Raw genomic sequence first — 20,104 nt, 5'->3', positions numbered from 1 at the left:
TCGGCTTCGTCCGAAGGCGAGAGCGATGCTATCGCAGACCTATTCGTGAGTCATCGATGAACGGTGCCCCGACTTGGGAGGGCACAGCAGCCGAGGAAGCAGGGCTCGCCGTTCGGCGTGCAACCGTAACCGGGGACCTCGCCGAGCCGTCGTGGCGGCACGTCGGCCAGCTGCTCGCCGATCAATTCGATGACCATTCGCGCGAAACGGGGATCGGTGCCGGGGGTGCCCGCGCGCACGAACGCCATCCCGAGTTCGGCGGCCTTCTCCCGGGCCTCGTTGTCGAGATCCCAGATCACCTCGAGGTGATCGGAGACGAATCCCACCGGGCAGACGATGACCGCTTCGACGTTCTTCGCGCCGAGATCGTCCAGGTGGTCCACGATATCGGGATCCAGCCACGGCACCTGCGGCGGACCCGAGCGGGACTGCCAGACGACGTCGTAGTCGGTGAACCCCGTTGCGGCGGCGGCCAATCGGGCGGCCTCGGCGACCTGGCGGCTGTACAGGTGGCCGCCGTCGGCCGCCGGGCCCGCGGCGGTGTCGGCGACGATCGGGATGGAATGCGCGGTGAAGACCAGCCGGGCCGCGTCGCGGCGCTCGGCCGGAAGTTCTTGCCGCGCCGCGCGAATCGCGTCGGCGAAGGCCTCGATCAGCAGCGGGTGATCGAAGTACTGGCGCAGCTTCACCAGCTCCGGCGCACCCGCACCGAAAGCCGTTCGCGCCCTGGCGATGTCCTCGTGGTACTGCAGGCACCCCGAGTAGCCGCCCCAGGCCGAGGTCGGGAACACCAGCGCGGAACGCACACCGTCGGCGGCCATTTGCGCGACGGTGTCCGCCACCATCGGCGTCCAGTTCCGGTTGCCGAAGTACACCGGCAGATCGATTCCGGCCGCGGCCAATTCGACCTCGACCGCCGCGATGATGTCCCGGTTGAGCGCGTTGATCGGCGACACCCCGCCGAAGTGCAGGTAGTGCTGCGCGACCTCGTCGAGCCGCGCGCGCGGCACGCCCCGGCCCCGGGTGACGTTCTCCAGGAACGGCATCACGTCTTCGGGGCGCTCCGGGCCACCGAAGGACAGCAACAGCAGTGCATCGGCGGCCCGTGCCACGTTCTCTCCTCCGGGATGACTCAGTTGATCGACATGTCCTCGGGGAACCAGGTGTTGTGGCTGGCCCCGCCGTCGACGTAGATGATCGAAGCGGTGGTGCCCGGCAGCCAGTCCGAGAGCATCGCGACGATCGACTTGGCGACCACCGTCGGGTCGTCGACGTCCCAGCCGATCGGCGACGCGCCGTCCCAGTACTCGTTGAGCTGGTTGAGCTTGGCGGCGTCGTCGGTCGCGGTGCCCGCGATGGCCTTGGCCGCGAGCGTCTTGATCGGACCGGCGGCGATCAGGTTGGAGCGAATCTTCTTGGCCGCGCCCACCTCTCGCGCGACGTACCGGTTCACCGACTCGAGCGCGGCCTTGGCCACGCCCATCCAGTTGTAGAACGGCATCGCGGTGCGCGGATCGAAATCCATGCCCACGATCGAGCCGCGCTCGTTCATCACCGGCAGCACCGCGCGGGCCAGCGAGGCGTAGCTCCACGCCGAGATCTCGAAGGCCTTCGCCGCGTCGGGGCCGGGGCCGTCGAGGAACGGCAGCGCCTCCGGGCCCATCAGGGTGCGCGGCGCGAACGCGATGGAGTGCAGCACGCCGTCGATGCCCTCGGGCGCCAGCTCACGCAGCTTGTCCGGCAGCTCGGCGAGGTTCTCCTCGCTGGTGACGTCGAGCGGGATGGCCGGGGGAACCTCCTGCGGCAGCCGCTTGGCGATGCGGTCGATCAACCGCAGCCGCTCCGGAATGCCGGTGATGATCACCTTCGCGCCCTGCTCCTGCGCGACCGCGGCCGCGTGGAACGCGATCGACGAGTCGGTGATGATGCCGGTCACCAGAATGGTCTTGCCTTCGAGCAGTCCGCCCATGGGTCTTCGGTTCTCCTGAGAGTCGAGTGGTGTGGTGAAAGACTAGTGGCCCATGCCCAAGCCGCCGTCGACCGGGATCACGGCACCGGTGATGTAGCCCGCGTCATCGGACGCCAAGAAGCTGATCGCGGCGGCGACCTCCTCCGGCTGCCCCATTCGCTTGGCCGGAATGCCGTATTTCAGTACCAGCTCACGCATTTCCTCGGTGACCTCGTCGCGCGTCATATCGGTTTCGATGAAACCGGGCGCGACGACATTGGCGGTGATGTTGCGCGAGCCGATCTCCATGGTGATCGAACGCGCCATGCCGACCAGGCCCGCCTTCGACGCGGCGTAATTCACCTGTCCCGGACCGCCCTTGAGGCCGACCACCGAGCCGAGCAGGATGATCCGGCCGAACTTCGCCCGGAGCATGGCGCGATTCGCGCGCTTGGCACAGCGGAACGCGCCGGTCAGGTTGGCATCGATGACCCTGCTGAACTGCTCTTCGCTCATCCGCATCAGCAGCGTGTTGTCGACGATGCCCGCATTGGCGACCAGGACCTCGACCGGCCCCTGCTTCTCCTCGACCTCGGTGAACGCCGCGTCGACCGATTCCGAGTCCGTCACATCGCATTTCACGCCGAGCATCCCCTCCGGCGCGCCGGAACCACGGTGGGTGACGGCGACCTTGTGACCGTCGGCCACCAAGCGCTGCGCGACTGCGAGACCGATGCCACGGTTACCACCCGTGACCAGGACAGACCGGGATGTGATGTTCGACATGGGGAACAACCTACCTGGTGGCAGCCGCCGCCCGGAAACCCGCCCGGCGCCGGTCCGGACGGGTCCGCGAGGACGGCGGCGCGGTTCGGACAGAACGGTCACCGGCCCCGGCGCGCGACCCGATCGGCGACGCCGCAGCGACCCGGCCCGCTGGCGTCATCCTCCGGGCGCAGACCGAAACGTGCGTGGCGCCAGGGTGACTCGGTTACGGCAGACGCTGGCGGTAGAGCAGTCCGGTGATCACCCCGGCGGAGGTGATCAGCAGGCCGAGCAGCAACCACGGACGACTCGCATCGCCCCTGGTCAGCTCGAACCCGATCTGCTGTTCGAGGGTGTCGTACACCTTGCTCAGTTCCTGCAGGGTGGACGCGGTATAGAACTCGCCGCCGGAGAGCCGGGCGAGTTCGCGCATGGCGTCGTCGTCGACCGGCACCGGCACGTCGTCGCGGGAACCGTCCTCGCGCGGGATGCTGACCTTGCCCCACCTGGTGCCGTAGGAGATCGTCGAGATCGGCACGTTCTTGTTCTTCGCCAGTCGCGCGGCGACGAATTCGTGGCGCGGGTTGTCCACGTCCTCGAACGCGGGCACGGTCTGCTTGCCGTCCGACATCAGCACGATCCGCGCGGGCGGCGGCTCCTGCGCGCCGCCGAGCACCGACGCGAGCGTGTCGATCGCGTTGAGCGCGGTGAGGATGCCCTCGCCGGTCGCGGTCCGCTCGGCGAGCTTGGCGTTGTCGATGGCCGCCTTGACCGATTCGTGGTTGGTCGTCGGCGACACCATCACCGACGCGGTGCCCGCGAAGGTGATGAAGCCGATGTTCAAACCGTTCGGCAGGCCGTCGACGAATTCCTTACCGGCCTTCTTCGCGACCTCGATCCGGCTCGGCGGCACGTCGGTCGCCTCCATGGACAGCGACACGTCCATCACCAGCATGACCGTGGCGCGGTTGCGGGCGACCTTCTTGACCGCGGTCGGCCCGGCCGCCGCGATGGTCAGGAACACCAGGCCGACCAGCATCAGCGCGATCGGCACGTGCCGCAGCGGGCTCGGCCGCGCGGGCGCGACCTTCTCCAGCAGCTCCATGTTGCTGAACTGCAGCATGTGCTTGTACTTGCCGCGCTGCACCAGGACATAGCCGAGCGCGATCAACGCGAGGACGGCCAGGAAGCCGAGCCAGAGCGCGGCGGTGAAATGCGAAATACTCACTGACGTGGGACCCGCCCGCTCGGGGCGCCGAGGCTGTGGCGCCGGGTGGACACGAACCGGACCACGTCGGCGATCCAGTCCCTATCGGTGTGCAGGGTGAGGACCGGCGCGCCGCAGCTGCGCAGGGCCTGTTCGACTTGCTCCCGGTGCCGCTGCGCCGCCGCCGCGAAATCCGCACGCAGCGTGGGCGTCACGCTGAATTCGCGGGTGCGCCCGGTTTCCGGATCGTGCAGCACGACATCGCCGATATCGGGCAGCGCCAGATCGCGCGGGTCGATGATCTCGACCGCGAGCAGGTCGTGCCGCGCCGAGATGGCGCGCAGCGAACGCTGCCAATCGATCTCGCCGAGGAAATCGCTGATGATCACCGCGAGACCGCGTTTGCGTTGCGGGCGGCGCAGCGATTCGATGCCGCCGCGCAGGTCCCCGCGCACCCCGTCGCGCGCGTGCGGCGTGGTCGCGATGCTGCGCAGCAGCGACTGCGCGTGCACCCGGCCGCTGCGCGCGGGCACCCGGACCAACCGCTCGCCGGTGGCCACGACCGCGCCGATCCGGTTGCCGCCGCCGCTGGTGAGGTGGGTGATGGCGGCCGCGGCGGCGATCGCCAGATCGCGCTTCTGGCACAGCGCGGTGCCGAAGTCCAGGCTCGCCGAGAGATCGACGACCATCCACGTCTCCAACTCGCGGTCGGCGATCATCTGCCGCACGTGCGGGTGGGTGGTGCGGGCGGTGACCGACCAATCCATCTGGCGCACATCGTCACCCGGCTGGTAGGTGCGCGCCTCCCCCGGCTCCGAACCGGGCCCGGGAATGAGGCCGAGGTGGTCGCCGTGCAGCACGCCGTCGAGCCTGCGGCGCACCGTCAGCTCCAGCGTTTTCAGCGCCGCGGTCAGCCGCGGGTCGGTCAGTTCGCCGGCCTGGAACGACGGCGGCGCATGCGGTGAGGTGGCCACGCGGTACGGCGGTTCCGGCGCTGCGGTCACTTGTTCTGGACGTTGCCGGCGGGCTGGGACTGCTGCCCGTTCGGCGGCTGCGGCACCGGCTGCGGGGCGCCCTGCTGCTGTTGCGGCTGTTGCGGCGGCTGCGGGATGCCCTGCGGCGAACCCGGCTGCTGCTGCGGAAGCTGTTGCGGCGCAGCGGAACCGGCAGCGGCACCCGGCGCGACGGCCTGCGGCGCGACCTGGGGCAGGCCCACGGTCTGCAGCACCCGCTTGATCACGTCCTCCGGGCTGATCTCGTCGGCGAGCGCGTCGTAGGACAGCACCAAGCGGTGGCGCAGCACGTCCGGGATCACCTCGACCACGTCCTGGGGCACCACGTAGTCGCGGCCGCGGATCAGCGCGACGGCGCGGGCCGCGGCGATGATGCCGAGGCTGGCGCGCGGCGAGGCGCCGTAGGAGATCCAGCTCGCCACGTCCTGCATGCCGAAGTCGGCGGGCCTGCGGGTCGCCGCGATCACCCGGACCACGTAGTCGACCAGTGCGTGGTGCACGAAGACATTGGCTGCCACCTTCTGCAGCCGCACGATCTCCTCGGGCTCCAGGATGCGCGTCGCCTCCGGCGGGGTGACACCCATCCGGTAGATGATCTCGCGCTCCTCCTCCACCGAGGGGTAGTCGACGACCACCTTGAACAGGAAGCGGTCGCGCTGCGCCTCGGGCAGCGGGTACACGCCCTCGCTCTCGATCGGGTTCTGCGTCGCCATCACCAGGAACGGGTTCGGCATCGGGTAGGTCTTGCCGCCGATCGACACGTGCCGCTCGGCCATCACCTCGAGCAGCGCGGACTGCACCTTGGCCGGCGCGCGGTTGATCTCGTCGGCGAGCACGAAGTTCGCCACGACCGGGCCGAGCTCGGTATCGAATTCCTCGCGGCCCTGCCGGAAGATGCGGGTACCGATGAGGTCGGTGGGCACCAGGTCGGGGGTGAACTGCACGCGGGAGAACGAGCCGCCGACCACTTTCGCGAAGGTCTCCACGGCCAGGGTCTTCGCGATGCCGGGCACGCCTTCGAGCAGAACGTGACCTCGCGCGAGCACGCCGACGAGCAATCGCTCGACCAGCCGGTCCTGCCCGACGATCACCCGCTTGACCTCGTAGATCGCCTTCTCCAGGGTCTGGACGTCTCGCTCCAGGGTGTTCGACGTGGACGCAGGCGCATCTTTCGCCAATTTCGCCCCGCTGACACCGTCTGTCGAAGTCACCAACATCCCCGCTTTCGCCTTGGTCCTGTGCGTGCTGCCACAACTATTCCAGGTAATGGCCGTATGTGCCGCAACCGGACCCGACATGAAGAGAATTCGAAGCTTCGACTCCTCCGCTGCGGCGAATCCGTCGCTGCCGCGTGTTCGCAGTCATCGAACCAGTTCAGCTGACGATCCGCACCGCGTACGGCATGATGCCGCCCTCACGCACCGGCGAAACCCGGACCACCTCGCCCGATTGCGGCGCCTCGACCATCTGCCCGTCACCCAGATACAGCGCGACGTGCTCGCTGCCGTTCGGTCCCCAGAACAGCATGTCGCCGCGAGCGCGCTCGGCCACCGGCACTCGGGTGCCGGCGTTGTACTGGTACCCGCTGTAGTGCGGCAGCGAAACCCCGATCCCCGCAAAGGCATAGATCATCAGGCCGGAACAATCGAAGCCGACCTTGTTGTAATCGCCGAAGCTGTCCGCGACACCGCCGTCGCGGATGCCGAGCGTCGGGCCGTTCGCGTCGCCGCCGCCCCAGGAATAGATGACCCCCAATTGCGACATGGCGCGGTCGACGACGGTTTCCACCGCGGCCGAGCCGGTGACCGACGGATACGACGGGCGCGGCGTCGACCGTTTCGGCGGCGGCGCGTCCCCCAACTGCGTATGCGGGCGCTGCTCGGTGTTGAGCTGACCGGCGCGGGCCTGCGCGTCTTTGTCGGCGGCGGCCCGGGCCGCCGCCGCGGCGGCCGCGGCGCGTACGGCGGCCTCCTCGGCCTTACGTTGCTGATCCCAGGCCAGATACGCGTCCCGCTGGCCCTGTAGTCCGGCGACGTTCTGTCGCGCGAAATCCAAGCGGCCCTGCGCATCCTGGCGTTGCCGGAGCAGGTCGTCGCGCCGGACCGTCTGCTGATCGAGCTCGTTCTTGGCGGCGGCGACGGCGTGCTCGGCGTCGATCTTCTTCTGCTCGGCGACCGCGGCCGCCGCGTCGGCCGCCGATTTCGCCTGGCGCGCACTGGAGTTCTTGTTGCCCTGATCGATCTGCGCGCGACGTAGTCGGTCCAGCACCTGCTGCTGGTTCTTCGACACCAGCGATAACAGCTGGGCCTGGTCGAGCGCGGTGGCCGGGGTGGACGCGGCCAGGTAGACGACCATCGAGTCCGCGGCCGGGCGGGTGTAGGCCTGGGACGCGAACTGGTCGAAATTGCGCCGGGCCTGCCCGACCTGCGTTCCGGCGTCGGCCAATTGGCGTTGCGTGTCGGCCACGACGGCGGCGGCCGCATCCGCGGCGTCGCGGGCGTCCTGCAGGTCGACCAGGGCCTTGTTGACCTCTTCGCGTTTGCGCGCGACCTCGCCGTCGAGCTGCTGCAACTGCTGGTCGACCGTGGCGACCTGATTGATCAGCGCGCCGACCTCGGTGACGCTCGCGTCGACTCGAGCTCCCGCGTCGGCGATTTGGCCGTCGCTCGGATTGGGCGGCGCGGGCGGCACGGCGACGGCGGGTCCGGCCAGCACCACGGCGACCGACACCAGCAACCCCAGAGCGATCCCCAGCGGCCGCCGATAGGCGACCTCGCCGTTGTTGCGCATCGCACCTCCCAAGGACCCGACTCCGGCAAACACCCCATGGGCATCACCGGAACCATCAAGCCCAGTGGTCGGCAGACACCCCTGACAACACTCTTTTCCCGCAAGCAAGCACTCGAACCGTACGACACTTCTGTCCCCAAAGGAACTTCAGCAACAGAATGACAAGCGCGTAATTTGTCCGTTGCCGGTTATTAGCCGGATGCACACAAGGTTTCCGGCCGGAAAAACGTACCGGTCGTCAGGAAAAGTAGCTGGGTAGAAACCAGCTATGCAGGAGCAGGCCGAGGCCTACGCGGAGGGGGTCTTGTCGCTGTCCACCCCGGCGGCGACCACCGGCGTTTCGGGCTCGGCGCGCCGACGAGACTTCACGAAGTAGAGGCCGACGATGACCACCGCGGTACCGGCCAGCAACACACTGGAAATCGCGGTCCAGGAGATCGGTTCGGGCTGCTGCAACTGATCGACGAACGCCTGGGCGGCTTCGGTGGAATGGGCGCTGCCCTTGAACTTGGCCTTGTCCTCGGCCCACTCCAACCGGACCCGGCTGATCGAATCGCTGTAGGTGCCGGCGAAGTCGTCGCTCAGCACCACGACGGTGCCGTGCTGGGTCTTGCCGAGTTCGGTGGCCAGGTCGCGCAGGCTCGAATCGCGGCCGGGGTTACCCGGCACCACCACGATGCTGAGCGGGATGCCGTTCGCTCTCGCCTCGGCGGCGACGGCCGCCAACCCCGACTGATCCTTGCCGTCCACGGTGGCGACGTGGTTGTCGGCCAGGTCGGCGTTGATGGTGGTGACGGTGTCCTCGGTGACGTTGGGCGGCAGTTCGGCGGCCATGGGCGAAAAAACCGAGGTGTGCGAGACGGTCATCTTCCATCCGGTCTGTCGAGCCGCATCGGCATCCGAGGCGACATGCATCCAACACTGCGGGGTGAGCGCAACACCCCCGGGCTGGCTCCGAAAGCACAGTACGCGACCGAGTGTCGCAGCACCCGCAGACGCCACGCGACGCGCCCCGCGCGGGTACCCACGGCCCGCGCGCACTCGCGGTCGGCGCACCCTGGCATGGTTCGCGGGTGGGTGGGCACACCGTTGCATAGGCAGGCCCGCGCGAACCGGACCCGTGCGGTTCACAGGACAAGCGTACTGTTAAGGTCATAGCGCAGAGGAACCCGGCGCTGCGGCGCAGGAATACCTGCAATGACACCGGAGCGACTGCTTGCAGGTCGCTCGAAAGGCCAGCCGCCGACACAGCCCCGTCGGCGGCCAACCCTCACAGATGAGTGGAGCTGACGTGACGACAAGTATCGATACTTTCGGCGCCAAGGGCACCCTCGAGGTCGGAAGCAACTCCTACGAGATCTTCCGTCTCTCGGCCGTGCCGGGCACCGAGAAACTCCCCTACGCACTCAAGGTCCTCGCGGAGAACCTGCTCCGTACCGAGGACGGCGCCAACATCACCGCCGATCACATTCGCGCCATTGCGAATTGGGATCCCAACGCCCAGCCCGACACCGAGATCCAGTTCACGCCCGCCCGCGTGATCATGCAGGACTTCACCGGTGTGCCCTGCATCGTCGACCTCGCCACCATGCGTGAGGCCGTCACCGCCCTCGGCGGCGATCCGAGCAAGGTCAACCCGCTCTCGCCCGCCGACATGGTCATCGACCACTCGGTCATCCTCGACGTCTTCGGCCGCGCCGACGCCCTCGAGCGCAACGTCGACCTGGAATACCAGCGCAACGGCGAGCGCTACCAGTTCCTGCGCTGGGGCCAGGGCGCCTTCGACGACTTCAAGGTCGTCCCGCCGGGCGTCGGCATCGTGCACCAGGTGAACATCGAATACCTGGCGCCCACGGTCATGGTCCGCAACGGCCAGGCCTACCCCGACACCTGTGTCGGCACCGACTCGCACACCACCATGGTCAACGGCCTCGGCGTATTGGGCTGGGGCGTGGGCGGTATCGAGGCCGAGGCGGCCATGCTCGGCCAGCCGGTCTCCATGCTGATCCCGCGCGTCGTCGGCTTCAAGCTGACCGGTGAGATCCAGCCCGGCGTCACCGCCACCGACGTGGTGCTCACCGTCACCGACATGCTGCGCAAGCACGGCGTCGTCGGCAAGTTCGTCGAGTTCTACGGCAAGGGCGTCGCGGAGGTTCCGCTCGCGAACCGCGCCACCCTGGGCAACATGAGCCCCGAATTCGGTTCCACCGCCGCGATCTTCCCGATCGACGAGGAGACCATCAACTACCTGCGCCTCACCGGCCGCACCGACGAGCAGCTCGCGCTCGTCGAGGCGTACGCCAAGGAGCAGGGCCTGTGGCACGACGCGGACAACGAGCCCGGCTACTCGGAGTACCTGGAGCTGGACCTGAGCACCGTGGTGCCCTCGATCGCCGGCCCGAAGCGTCCGCAGGACCGAATCCTGCTGTCGGACTCCAAGACCGCGTTCCGCAAGGACATCCACAACTACACCAACGACGCGGAGTCCGGCCCGGCCGCGACCACCCCGCACACCCACCTGGACGAGGCGATCGAGGAGTCGTTCCCGGCGTCCGACCCGGCCGTGCTGTCCTTCGCCGACGACGACGCGGTGCTGATTCCGTCCGCCGCCAACGGCAACATCGGCCGCCCGTCCAAGCCGGTCAAGGTGTCCGACCCCGAGCGCGGCGACTTCGTGCTCGATCACGGCGCGGTCGTGGTCGCGGGTATCACCTCCTGCACCAACACCTCCAACCCGTCGGTCATGATCGGCGCGGCCCTGCTGGCCCGCAACGCGGTCGAGAAGGGCCTCGCGTCCAAGCCGTGGGTCAAGACCAACATGGCGCCGGGCTCGCAGGTCGTCTCCGACTACTACGAGAAGGCGGGCCTGTGGCCGTACCTGGAGAAGCTCGGCTTCTTCGTGGGCGGCTACGGCTGCACCACCTGCATCGGCAACACCGGACCGCTGCCGGACGAGATCTCCAAGGCGATCAACGACAACGACCTCTCGGTCACCGCGGTGCTCTCCGGCAACCGTAACTTCGAGGGTCGCATCTCCCCCGACGTGAAGATGAACTACCTGGCCTCGCCGCCGCTGGTCATCGCCTACGCGCTCGCGGGAACGATGGACTTCGACTTCGAGACCGACCCGCTGGGCAAGGACACCGACGGCAACGACGTGTTCCTCAAGGACATCTGGCCGTCCCCGCAGGAGATCGACGACACCATCAAGTCGGCGATCAGCCGGGACATGTTCACCAAGTCCTACGCCACCGTCTTCGAGGGCGACGAGCGCTGGAAGGGCCTGAGCACCCCCGAGGGCGACACCTTCGCGTGGGACGAGAGCTCGACCTACGTCCGCAAGGCGCCGTACTTCGACGGCATGCAGATGGAGCCGAGCCCGGTCGAGGACATCAAGGGCGCCCGTGTGCTCGCGCTGCTCGGCGACTCGGTCACCACCGACCACATCTCCCCGGCCGGCCCGATCAAGCCGGGCACCCCGGCGGCGCAGTACCTCGACTCGCACGGCGTGCAGCGCAAGGACTACAACTCGCTGGGCTCGCGGCGCGGTAACCACGAGGTGATGATCCGCGGCACCTTCGCCAACATCCGGCTGCGCAACCAGCTGCTCGACGACGTCTCGGGTGGTTACACCCGCGACTTCACCCAGGACGGTGGCCCGCAGGCGTTCATCTACGACGCCTCGCAGAACTACCAGGCCGCGGGCATCCCGCTGGTCGTGCTGGGCGGCAAGGAGTACGGCTCGGGTTCCTCGCGCGACTGGGCCGCCAAGGGCACCTCGCTGCTCGGCGTGAAGGCCGTGATCACCGAGTCCTTCGAGCGCATCCACCGCTCCAACCTGATCGGCATGGGCGTCATCCCGCTGCAGTTCCCGGCCGGCGAGTCCGCCGCGTCGCTGAAGCTGGACGGCACCGAGACCTTCGATATCGAGGGCATCACCAAGCTGAACGAGGGTGTGACTCCGAAGACCTTGAAGGTGACCGCCACCAAGGAGAACGGCGAGAAGGTGAGCTTCGACGCGGTGGTCCGGATCGACACCCCCGGTGAGGCCGACTACTACCGCAACGGCGGCATCCTGCAGTACGTGCTGCGCAACATGATTCGCGGCTGATCTCGCATCTGCCGTACGTCGAGGATCCGCGCACCGCGTTTTCGCGGTGCGCGGACTTCGCACATCTCCTGGAGGAGCACGCCCGACATGCCCAAAGTCAGTGAAGATCATCTCGCCGCCCGGCGGAGCCAGATTCTCGACGGGGCGCGGCGCTGCTTTGCCGAATACGGGTACGAGGGCGCCACGGTGCGCCGCCTCGAGGAGGAGATCGGCCTGTCCCGGGGCGCCATCTTCCATCACTTCCGGGACAAGGACGCGCTGTTCCTCGCCCTCGCGCAGGAGGACGCCGAACGGATGGCCGACGTCGCGGCCAACCAGGGCATCGTCCAGGTCATGCGCGACATGCTCACCCACCCGGAGCAATTCAACTGGCTCGGCACCCGGCTGGAGATCGCCCGGCGGCTGCGCACCGACCCGGAGTTCCGCGCGGGCTGGACCCAGCGCTCGGCCGAACTCACCGCCGCCACCCTGGCTCGCCTGGAACGCCGCAAGGCGGCAGGCGCCCTGCGCGACGACGTCCCCACCGACGTGCTGCTCGGCTATCTCGACCTGGTGCTCGACGGCCTGATCGCGCGCATCGCTTCCGGCCACACCAACGAAAACCTCACCGCCGTACTGGATCTCGTCGAAGCCTCGGTGCGCCGCCGGGACTGAGGCCGCTCAGAAATTGTCGTTGATGTACTCGGCGGCGTGCGTCGTCCACAGCACATCGGTGCCCGGCATCTCGTGGCTCGAATACAGCACGTGCTGGCCCTCCGGCCACGGCGTCAGGTAACCGATCACGCCGTTCACCGCCGTGGCGTAGCGATTCAGGTTCGTCACCGGATCGTTCAGCAACCAGGCCAGCAGTTCCGCGAAGATCAAGGGCCCGAAGTTGCCGATCCGCGCGCCCTCCAGGAACGAGAACGGCGAGATGCCGACGTCGATGATGCGCAGCGGCGAATCCGCGGGCGCGGCGGTGATGATGTCGCCGGGATTGGCGTACTCGCGGATCGCCACGCCCGCCGGCCAGCGGCCACGTTGACCGTGCAGGCCGAAGGTGTTGGCCGGGCACAGGTTCCCCACCGATTCGCCCGCCTTGCGCAGCGGGTTGGAGATGTTCACCGCGAAGGCGATCTCCAGCGGCGAACCGTTGGTGTTCTTGTACTTGCCCGCGCGCACCCCTTCCAGGATGCGGCTGGCACAGATCCCGCCGAACGAAAAACTGAGCAGCCCACACACATTCGGCGAATCCTGGATCGCCTTGACGCCCGCCGCGGTGCCGAGCCGCACCGAGGTGTCCAGCGACGGGCCCCACAGATCCGGCGACGGACCGACCGAAGCGGGCCAGTCCGGTTCGAAGGCCGAGAAGCGCGCGGTGTCCAGCAGCGCGGTGACGGCGTACAGCATGCCCGCGGGCGTTCCGTCCGGATTGCGCGGCTCACCGGTGCCGCGCAGGGTGATGATGTCGATCATCAGTGATCTCCTTGCACGCGCCGCGTCGTCCGGCGCATAACCCCACGGTAGGCCCGTTACGGAGCCGACGGGCGAGTACCGGACCACCCGATTCGCTGAGCGAACCCGGACCGCGCGACGACCCCGCCATCCGCTGTCCCGCCGGTGTGACGAAGGCATCGGTCCGAGGCGGGAACAAGACCATCCGGTACGGCGCTGGTCCAGTTATGACCTTCACCATCCCGATCGTTGTGCGCGGTTACGAGCTCGATACCCAAGGCCACTTGAACCAGGCGGTCTACCTGCAGTACACCGAGCACGCGCGGTGGGAGATGTTGCGCGCCGCGGGCTTGCCGCAGGACAAGCTGATCGCGACCGGCGTGGGTCCGGTCGTGCTGGAGTCCACCATCAAGTATCTGCGGGAGCTGCGCGGCGGCGACGAGGTCACCGTCGACACCGACATCGAATACTCCGGCGGCAAGACCTTCACCTTCCGGCACGAGATCCGCAAACTCGACGGCACCGTCGCGGCCGAGGCGCGGGTGGTCGGCGGGCTGCTCGATTTGCGCGAACGCAAGCTGGTGTCCGGACCCGCCGACCGTTTCCGGGACCTCGCCGAGCGTCCCGACCTGCTCGATCTGTGAAATCGCACGTGCGAATGCACAGCCGCCAACCCGGGGCTATGCGAGAGACACATTGCCATTCGGAAATAGCTCGCTGATTGCGCCGGAACTATTGGTGCCCTGCCGAAAAACTTTCGGCGCTAGCGCATCCGGGATCGTAATCCGGTTTGCCACCGGGGGTTAAATCTGTCGATCCGGACCGGTACCGGCCCTTCGCACGTTATGATCGGGCTCACGCTCGGGGGTCGTGGCAAATCGCGAGCAGATCGGAGAAATGGCTATGACCGACGCACTCCGCCTCCACGGAACCGCGCCGAAGAGTGATCGTGTGCCTCCACTGCACGGGCTGTTGGTAGCGGAGTCGGAACGCGATATCAGCGTGCGCGTCGCCGAGGGAACGTGGACCTTCCGTCGGTCCGACGTACTGCGCGTGCTCGATTCGGCGGTGCCCGAAGGGCTCCGCGCCGAGCGCGGCGCCCGGCCGGTGCTGGTCGACATCCGGGTCGGCGCCACCGCGGATTTCACCCGCCGCCTGCGCATCGATGTGGTCGACCGCCCGATGACCATGCAGCAGGCCCCGTCCGCGGCGCTCGGCGACGAGCAGCTGCGCGAGCTCACCGAATCCTGGGCCGATCGCCTGAATCTGGTGGACCTGCCCGGCACCAACGGCGCCACCTTCACCTACTGCCAGACCAAGTCGCTCGCCACCAGTGACGACGGTATCAACTGCGACAGTCTCGACTGATCGGCGCATTCATGGCGGGACGCCGGACGGGATCAGTCCTCATCGTGTCCGAATCCGACGATCTGCACGCTACCGCCATGGCGGCGACGCTGCGAGAATTCCACGGGCTCAGCGCGATTCAGCTCGACCTGCGCGACTTTCCGCGTGAGTCGGGCAGTTTCCGGCTGGATCGCTACGGTACCGCCCGTTCGGTCTCCCACCTGATCGGCCTCGACGACGTCCGCTCGGTCTGGTGGCGCCGGCCGCATCCGACCCAGCCGCCCGCCGGAGTCCGCGTCTCCGACAACGACTTCCGGCAGGCCGAATGCGACGGTTTCATCCAGGGTCTGCTCTGGTCCATCCCGGCACACTGGGTCAACGACCCGGGGGCCGACCGCACCGCCGCCCGCAAGATCGTGCAATTGGAGACCGCGCTGCGGGCCGGCTTCGCGGTGCCGGAGACACTGATCACCAACGACCCGGACGAGGCCCGCAGCTTCGCCGAATCCCGGCCCGGCCCAGTCGTTTACAAGCGCACCGGGACCAGCCGCGCCGAGTTCGCGGAGACCAGGATCATCACCGAGCACGACTACGACAGACTGGTCGGCATCCGCGCGGCGCCGACCACCTTCCAGGACTACGTCGACGCCGAATGCGATCTGCGGGTGGTCTGGGTGGACGGCGTGGAGTGGACGGTGCGCATCGACTCCCAGGCGGGCGTCGGCCGCGTCGACTCCCGCCTGGACACCTCGGTCGATTTCGTGCCCGAGCATCTGCCCGCCTCGGTCAGCAAATCGCTCGCCACCCTGATGGGCGCGCTCGGATTGTCGTTCGGCGTCTTGGACATTCGGCTCGGCCGCGACGGCGAGTACTACTTCCTCGAGGTCAACCCGCAGGGACAGTTCGCGTACCTGGAGATCAAGACCGGCCTGCCGATCTTCCGCAGCCTGGCCAATCTGCTCGTCGACGGGGACGGCGCCGTCGAGGGCTACTGACGCCGTCGAACAGCCGCCGCCCTTCCCCGAGCAACACCGGAAACACCAGCAGCCGAAGCTCATCCACCGCGTCCCGGGCCGGCAGCTCGTAGGACGCGCGCCTCGCCCACCCCGCGCAGCAGTCCGGCCAAGTAGTCGTCCAGTGCCGAGTCGTCGACCTCGATCCAGTCGAGCGCCCCGTCCGGGCCTGTCGCGTAGCCGTCGCGCGGGAACTCACCGGTTCAGGCGAAATCCGTTCCGCCGAAACCGGTTCGAGCCGGATGCGGTGCTACTGACTCTTGCGGCGGTTCGCGCCGCCACGGCTGCGGAGTTGCACGTGCGACTCCACCAATACGTTGTGGATGAAGCCGTAGGAGCGACCGGTTGCTCGCGCCAGCGAGCGAATGCTCGCACCTGCCTCGTACTGCTTCTTCAACTGGGTCTGTAGGCGGTCACGGGACTTCCCCGTGACGCGGGTTCCCTTCCCCAGGGTGGCTTTGACTTGTGCGGGCCTGTCGCTCATGGCTTCCTCCGAGTCGCCGAGCAGCGTCTTTCCAGGCTAAGCACTCGAGGGGCCGTGATCAACGGGTTCTTGTGATGAAACTCACGCGAGCTGAATCAATTCCAGATAATCCGCGGACCAGTGGTCCTCCGTACCGTCCGGTAGCAAGATCACCCGCTCCGGCGAGAGCGCCTCAGCGGCCCCCGGATCGTGCGTGACGAGGACGACCGCGCCGGCGTAAGTGCGCAGCGCATCCAGCACTTGTTCGCGCGAGACCGGATCGAGGTTGTTGGTCGGCTCGTCGAGCAGCAACACATTGGCAGCCGAAGACACCAGTCCGGCGAGCGCCAACCGCGTCTTCTCACCACCGGACAGGGTGCCCGCGGGCTGGTCCAACTGGGGACCGGTGAACATGAACGCGCCGAGCAGGCCGCGCAGGTCCTGCTCCCCCGCGTCCGGCGCGGCATGCCGGATGTTCTCCCAGACCGTCGCGTTGTCGTCGAGGGTGTCGTGCTCCTGCGCGAAATACCCGACCTTCATGCCGTGGCCCGGCACCAGACTGCCCGCGGTGGGCTGTTCCACCCCGGCGAGCAGCCGCAGCAGCGTGGTCTTGCCCGCGCCGTTGAGCCCGAGCACCACCACCCGGCTGCCGCGATCGATCGCGAGATCCACCCCCGCGAAGATCTCCAGCGAGCCGTACATCTTGGTCAGGTTCTCCGCCATCAGCGGTGTCTTGCCGCAGGGCGCGGGCTCGGGGAACTTGATCCTGGCCACCTTGTCGGCGACGCGCACGTCGTCGAGTTCGGCCATCAACCGGTCGGCCCGCTTGGCCATGTTCTGTGCCGCAGTGGCTTTCGTGGCCTTGGCGCCGAGCTTGGCGGCCTGCACCCGCAGCGCGCTCGCCTTCTTCTCGGCATTGGCGCGTTCGCGCCTGCGGCGCTGTTCGTCGGTGGCGCGCGCATCCAGGTACTTCTGCCAGCCCATGTTGTAGACGTCGGCCTCGCCGCGCACCGCGTCGAGGAACCACACCTTGTTCACCACATCGCCGAGCAGTTCCACGTCGTGGCTGATCACGATGAGACCACCGTCGTGGTTCTGCAGGAAGCCGCGCAGCCAGGTGATCGAGTCGGCATCGAGGTGGTTGGTCGGCTCGTCCAGCAGCAGGATGGTGTCGGAGCGGCCGCCGCTGCCGTCGGACGCGGCGAACAGGATGCGCGCCAACTCGATTCGACGCCGCTGACCACCCGAGAGGGTGCGCAGGGCCTGGCCGAGCACCCGGTCGGGCAGGCCGAGGCTGTGGCAGATGCGGGCCGCGTCGCTCTCGGCGACGTAGCCACCCAGTGCCGAGAAACGATCCTCGAGCCTGCCGTACTTGCGCACCGCCTTCTCGCGCTCGTTCTCGTCGGCCACCTCGGCCATCAGCGCCTGCTGCTTCTCCATATCGCGGATCAGGGTGTCCAGTCCGCGCGCGGACAGCACGCGATCACGCGCGAGCACATCCAGGTTGCCCTCCCGCGGATCCTGCGGCAGATAGCCGATATCGCTGGAGCGCAAGATCTTTCCGGCGTACGGTTCGCCCTCGCCGGCCAGGATGCGCAGCGTGGTGGTCTTGCCCGCACCGTTGCGCCCGACCAGTCCGATCCGGTCGCCGGACTGCACCCGCAATGCCGGTCCAGGGGCCGACAGCAGCGTGCGGACTCCGGCCCGGACCTCCAGGTCGGTCGCGGTGATCACAGGTTTCTCCTCCGGATCGGTAGTGCTGGGCGGTTGCTACTCGATTGTGCGACGGCTTACACACAAGAACCACCGATTTTACCCGTGATCGGAGCAGCCCTTCACACCCCGCGATCGGTATGTGACGGCCGTAACTGAACGGCGAGTAACCTGCGGTTGCATGAGTGAGCGAAACAACGGCACCGCGACCGATCTAGTGGGCAAGAGCGCTTTGGTCACCGGGGCCAGCCGGGGCATCGGCAAGGCGGTGGCGGCGGAGCTGCTCAGCCGGGGCGCGAACGTGTTGATCAGCGCCCGCAAGAAGGATCCGCTGGAGGAAGCCGCCGCAGACCTGCGAGCGCGCGGTCATCGGGGCGAGGTCGTGGCGCTGGCCGGCAACTCCGGTCACGCCGAAGACCGCGCCGCCTCGATCGACCGGATGATGGCCGAGTTCGGGTCGGTGGACATCCTGATCAACAACACCGGCATCAATCCCGTGTTCGGCTCGCTGATGGAGGCCGATCTCGACGCGGTCCGCAAGATCTTCGACGTGAACGTCGTCGCGGCGCTCGGCTACGTGCAGCTGGCGTACAAGGCGTGGATGGGTGCGCACGGCGGTGCGGTGGTGAATGTGGCCAGCGTCGCGGGCCTGCGCTCGTCCGGGGTGATCGCCGCCTACGGCGCGTCCAAGGCCGCGCTCATCCGGCTCACCGACGAACTGGCGTGGCAGCTCGGCCCGAAGATCCGGGTGAACGCCGTCGCGCCCGGCGTGATCAAGACGAAGTTCGCCGACGCGCTGTACTCCGCCGACGAGGAACGCGCGGCGAGCGTCTACCCGCTGAAACGCCTCGGCACCCCGGAGGACGTCGCCCGCCTCATCGGCTTCCTGGTCTCCGACGAAGCCGCCTGGATCACCGGCGAAACGGTCCGTGTGGACGGCGGCCTCCTCTCCACCGGCGGCCTCTGATTCCAGCGAAAAGACTTGTGGACGAACACCTTTCACCGCACGGTGAGACACGCCGCACCCCGGCGCCAGGTGTTCGCACATCGCGTGGAACCGGACCGCGGTGCCGGACTGTCGGCGGCCCCAAGCCGACAACACACTCATGGCGAGCTGCCTGTGCGACATCGGGCAGCCGCCGGGCCGGTGCCGGCTCGCGGCGGGTGGCGGCGTGACTGTCGATGTCGTGGTCTGTGGGCTGGGACCGGCGGGACGCGCGCTGGCGCATCGCTGTCTGGTCCGCGGTTCGACGGTGACCGTGGTGGACCCCGCGCCCGAACGGCGGTGGCACGCCACGTATGCGGCGTGGGCCGATGAACTCCCGGATTGGCTCGCGAAGGACGCGGTGGCCGCGACAGTCGCGCAGCCGGTGGCCTGGGGTACCCGCGTGCACCGGATCGATCGGCCCTACGTCGTGCTCGAAACGGCACGGCTACAGGATTCGCTGGACGTGACGGGGGCGCGGATCATCGCCGATCGCGCGGTCGAGTGCGGGCCCGGCACCGCGGTGCTGGCCTCCGGCACCGTGCTGCGCGGTCGGCGGGTGGTCGATGCCCGCGGGATCGGCCGGTCCCCCGTACTGGCCGAGCAGACGGCGTACGGGCTGATGCTCGACCGGGATCGCTGCTCCGGCATCGAACCGATGTTCATGGACTGGCGGCCGGACAACGGCGCGGCCGCCGACGCACCGCGCTCGTTTCTCTACGCGGTCCCGCTCGGCGGCGACACGATGCTGCTCGAGGAGACCTGTCTGGTCGGGCGGCCCGCCCTCGACGGCCGCGAGCTGCGCGATCGGCTGCTGCACCGATTGCGTTCGCGCGGGATCGAAGTCACCGGCGACGAACGGGTCGAGCGAGTCCGCTTCCCAGTCGAAGGCGGCAGGCCGGGCCGGTACACCTTCGGCGCGGCGGGCGGTTTCGCGCATCCGGCCACCGGCTACAGCGTGGCCGCCGCGCTCGCCGCCGCCGATACCGTCGCACTCGGCGCTGCGGCATGGCCGGTTTCGGCGCGCGCCGTGTACCGCCTGCGAGCCGCCGGGTTGCGGGCGCTGCTCGGCCTACCCACAACCGACCTCCCGGTTTTTTTCGACGCGTTTTTCACGCTTCCGCCGAGCGCGCAGCGCGCCTATCTATCGGGCCGTACCGACTTGAATGGCACCGTCAGAGCCATGCTCGGCCTGTTCGGCACCTTGCCGCCCCCGGTCCGTCGGCGCGTCGCCGCCGCGACACTCGGGACGCCCATTCGCTCGCGTATTCGAATACCGTCCGCCATCATGGAGGAATGAGTGGGCCTTACCGTC

18 protein-coding genes are annotated in these 20,104 nt (G+C 68.2%); 7 read left to right on the top strand and 11 right to left on the bottom strand.

Going from position 1 to position 20,104, the window contains the following annotated elements; genetic code table 11:
- Window positions 1-50: 50 nt before the first annotated feature.
- The 8 genes from TY25_RS22295 to TY25_RS22260 all read right to left on the bottom strand — a co-directional run bounded on the left by TY25_RS22295 (window position 51) and on the right by TY25_RS22260 (window position 8,590).
- Window positions 51-1,112: a ferrochelatase gene (locus tag TY25_RS22295; protein WP_042258942.1), complete on the bottom strand. Its 1,062-nt coding sequence runs from the start codon at window positions 1,110-1,112 to the stop codon at window positions 51-53.
- A gap of 20 nt (window positions 1,113-1,132) precedes the next feature.
- Window positions 1,133-1,969: an NADH-dependent enoyl-ACP reductase InhA gene (gene inhA, locus TY25_RS22290; protein WP_014986313.1), complete on the bottom strand. Its 837-nt coding sequence runs from the start codon at window positions 1,967-1,969 to the stop codon at window positions 1,133-1,135.
- A 42-nt stretch (window positions 1,970-2,011) separates the two neighbouring features.
- Window positions 2,012-2,734 (bottom strand): 3-oxoacyl-ACP reductase FabG1, encoded by a 723-nt coding sequence (gene fabG1 / locus TY25_RS22285; protein WP_029900585.1) that lies wholly within the window; start codon window positions 2,732-2,734, stop codon window positions 2,012-2,014.
- A gap of 205 nt (window positions 2,735-2,939) precedes the next feature.
- Window positions 2,940-3,941 (bottom strand): VWA domain-containing protein, encoded by a 1,002-nt coding sequence (locus TY25_RS22280; RefSeq protein ID WP_014986315.1) that lies wholly within the window; start codon window positions 3,939-3,941, stop codon window positions 2,940-2,942.
- Complete coding sequence (locus TY25_RS22275; RefSeq protein ID WP_226887274.1) at window positions 3,938-4,924, bottom strand: DUF58 domain-containing protein; 987 nt, start codon at window positions 4,922-4,924, stop codon at window positions 3,938-3,940. The genes TY25_RS22280 and TY25_RS22275 overlap by 4 nt, the downstream gene beginning before the upstream one ends.
- Complete coding sequence (locus TY25_RS22270) at window positions 4,921-6,150, bottom strand: AAA family ATPase (RefSeq protein WP_042258941.1); 1,230 nt, start codon at window positions 6,148-6,150, stop codon at window positions 4,921-4,923. Before TY25_RS22270 ends, TY25_RS22275 begins: the two co-directional genes overlap by 4 nt.
- Before the next feature lie 157 nt (window positions 6,151-6,307).
- Window positions 6,308-7,723, bottom strand: coding sequence for an NlpC/P60 family protein (locus TY25_RS22265; protein ID WP_042258940.1), 1,416 nt, complete (start codon window positions 7,721-7,723; stop codon window positions 6,308-6,310).
- A gap of 288 nt (window positions 7,724-8,011) precedes the next feature.
- Window positions 8,012-8,590 (bottom strand): Rv1476 family membrane protein, encoded by a 579-nt coding sequence (locus TY25_RS22260; RefSeq protein WP_042258939.1) that lies wholly within the window; start codon window positions 8,588-8,590, stop codon window positions 8,012-8,014.
- 424 nt (window positions 8,591-9,014) lie between these two features.
- Between TY25_RS22260 and TY25_RS22255 the strand changes: the two genes are divergently transcribed.
- Together TY25_RS22255 and TY25_RS22250 are read left to right on the top strand one after the other, a co-directional pair.
- Window positions 9,015-11,834 (top strand): aconitate hydratase, encoded by a 2,820-nt coding sequence (locus TY25_RS22255; protein ID WP_042258938.1) that lies wholly within the window; start codon window positions 9,015-9,017, stop codon window positions 11,832-11,834.
- Between the two features lie 87 nt (window positions 11,835-11,921).
- The gene (locus tag TY25_RS22250; protein WP_014986321.1) at window positions 11,922-12,488 is read left to right on the top strand and encodes a TetR/AcrR family transcriptional regulator; all 567 of its coding nucleotides are present in this window, start codon (window positions 11,922-11,924) and stop codon (window positions 12,486-12,488) included.
- 6 nt (window positions 12,489-12,494) lie between these two features.
- Here TY25_RS22250 and TY25_RS22245 read toward each other — a convergent pair whose 3' ends face one another.
- Window positions 12,495-13,289, bottom strand: a complete 795-nt coding sequence (locus TY25_RS22245) for a hypothetical protein (RefSeq protein ID WP_042258937.1) — start codon at window positions 13,287-13,289, stop codon at window positions 12,495-12,497.
- A gap of 206 nt (window positions 13,290-13,495) precedes the next feature.
- On the opposite strand from TY25_RS22245, the gene TY25_RS22240 reads away from it, so the two are divergent.
- The 3 genes from TY25_RS22240 (at window position 13,496) to TY25_RS22230 (ending at window position 15,610) form a co-directional block, all read left to right on the top strand.
- On the top strand, window positions 13,496-13,912 hold the full coding sequence (locus TY25_RS22240) for an acyl-CoA thioesterase (protein ID WP_042258935.1): 417 nt from the start codon (window positions 13,496-13,498) through the stop codon (window positions 13,910-13,912).
- A gap of 307 nt (window positions 13,913-14,219) precedes the next feature.
- Window positions 14,220-14,636, top strand: a complete 417-nt coding sequence (locus TY25_RS22235) for a hypothetical protein (protein ID WP_226887273.1) — start codon at window positions 14,220-14,222, stop codon at window positions 14,634-14,636.
- Window positions 14,637-14,680: 44 nt separating this feature from the next.
- Entirely contained in the window at window positions 14,681-15,610 is a 930-nt protein-coding gene (locus tag TY25_RS22230) for an MvdC/MvdD family ATP grasp protein (protein WP_226887272.1), read from the top strand.
- A 268-nt stretch (window positions 15,611-15,878) separates the two neighbouring features.
- Here the strand turns inward: TY25_RS22230 and TY25_RS44190 are convergent, their stop codons facing one another.
- Together TY25_RS44190 and TY25_RS22220 are read right to left on the bottom strand one after the other, a co-directional pair.
- Window positions 15,879-16,112: a helix-turn-helix domain-containing protein gene (locus TY25_RS44190; RefSeq protein ID WP_014986328.1), complete on the bottom strand. Its 234-nt coding sequence runs from the start codon at window positions 16,110-16,112 to the stop codon at window positions 15,879-15,881.
- A gap of 81 nt (window positions 16,113-16,193) precedes the next feature.
- On the bottom strand, window positions 16,194-17,825 hold the full coding sequence (locus TY25_RS22220) for an ABC-F family ATP-binding cassette domain-containing protein (protein ID WP_029900596.1): 1,632 nt from the start codon (window positions 17,823-17,825) through the stop codon (window positions 16,194-16,196).
- A gap of 160 nt (window positions 17,826-17,985) precedes the next feature.
- Here TY25_RS22220 and TY25_RS22215 point away from each other — a divergent pair, with 160 nt between their 5' ends.
- Both TY25_RS22215 and TY25_RS22210 read left to right on the top strand, forming a co-directional pair.
- Window positions 17,986-18,771 carry an SDR family oxidoreductase gene (locus tag TY25_RS22215; RefSeq protein ID WP_042258932.1) on the top strand — a complete coding sequence of 262 codons (786 nt, stop codon included), beginning with the start codon at window positions 17,986-17,988 and terminating at the stop codon, window positions 18,769-18,771.
- Between the two features lie 205 nt (window positions 18,772-18,976).
- Entirely contained in the window at window positions 18,977-20,089 is a 1,113-nt protein-coding gene (locus tag TY25_RS22210) for a lycopene cyclase family protein (protein WP_042258985.1), read from the top strand.
- Window positions 20,090-20,104: the final 15 nt, after the last annotated feature.

It is taken from the genome of Nocardia brasiliensis NBRC 14402 (assembly GCF_000308475.2).
GTDB classification, from domain to species: Bacteria; Actinomycetota; Actinomycetes; order Mycobacteriales; family Mycobacteriaceae; genus Nocardia; species Nocardia brasiliensis.
Note: the sequence above shows the minus strand (reverse complement) of the source record. Positions and strands in the feature narration are given on the sequence as shown.